The 969-nt window shown below is 68.2% G+C and carries 1 rRNA gene and 1 pseudogene; both read right to left on the bottom strand.

Annotated elements, in window-relative coordinates:
* A pseudogene (locus ACFVJX_RS34790) lies at nt 1-484 on the bottom strand (hypothetical protein); the annotation flags it as partial.
* Between the two features lie 390 nt (nt 485-874).
* Nucleotides 875-969, bottom strand: a 5S ribosomal RNA gene (gene rrf, locus ACFVJX_RS34785); the annotation flags it as partial.

The raw sequence follows: 969 nt of genomic DNA, 5'->3' as shown, positions 1-969 counted from the left end.
CCACCACGATCATCATCACGACGCGGAGCCCGATCATCACGCCGGAACCCACCACCGGACGAACCAGAACCACCCCGGCTGTCATCCCGACGGAAGCCACCACCGGACGAACCACCACGGTTGTCATCCCGACGGAAGCCGCCACCGCTGGACGAGCCACCACGGCTGTCGTCGCGCCGGAACCCACCACCGGATGAGCCACCACGGTTGTCGTCGCGGCGGAAACCGCCACCGGAGCCGCCACGGTCGTCATCGCGACGCGGCCCACGCGGCCGGTCATCACGACGCTCGAACCCACCACCGGAACGCCCACCACGATCATCATCACGACGCGGAGCCCGATCATCACGCCGGAACCCACCACCGGACGAACCAGAACCACCCCGGCTGTCATCCCGACGGAAACCGCCACCGGACGAACCACCACGGCTGTCGTCCCGACGGAAGCCACCACCGCTGGACGAGCCGCCACGACTGTCGTCACGACGGGGCGCACGGTCCCGGTCGCCCCGGTTGTCGTCCCGGCGGAATCCGCCGCCACCGCTGGTCGGTCGGCTGTCGTCCCGGCGGAAACCGCCGCCACCGCTGGTCGGCCGGCTGTCGTCACGCCGGCTTCCGCCGCGGTCGTTGTCCCGGCGCTGGCCGCCCGACCGGTCGTCGCGACCACTGCTGTAACCGCCCCGGTCACCGCCGTCCCGGCGACGCGGCTCGCGCTCCGAACGATCGTCGGGAGAGTTGGTGGACATCGGTGGGGCTCCTGTCATCGGGTACTACAGACATTCTTGCGCAGCCGGTCATCCGACGCGCTTCGGCAAAACAAAAAGGACCCTTGGTCCCAGCGTTGAACGCTGGGACCAAGGGTCCTTCAAAGATTGTTCGGCGGCGTCCTACTCTCCCACAGGGTCCCCCCTGCAGTACCATCGGCGCTGAAAGGCTTAGCTTCCGGGTTCGGAATGTAACCGGGCGTTT

Source organism: Streptomyces sp. NPDC127177, from assembly GCF_042672475.1.
Classification (GTDB): Bacteria; Actinomycetota; Actinomycetes; order Streptomycetales; family Streptomycetaceae; genus Streptomyces.
The sequence above is the reverse complement of the archived record's forward strand: the minus strand, read 5'-3'. Positions and strand labels throughout refer to the sequence as shown.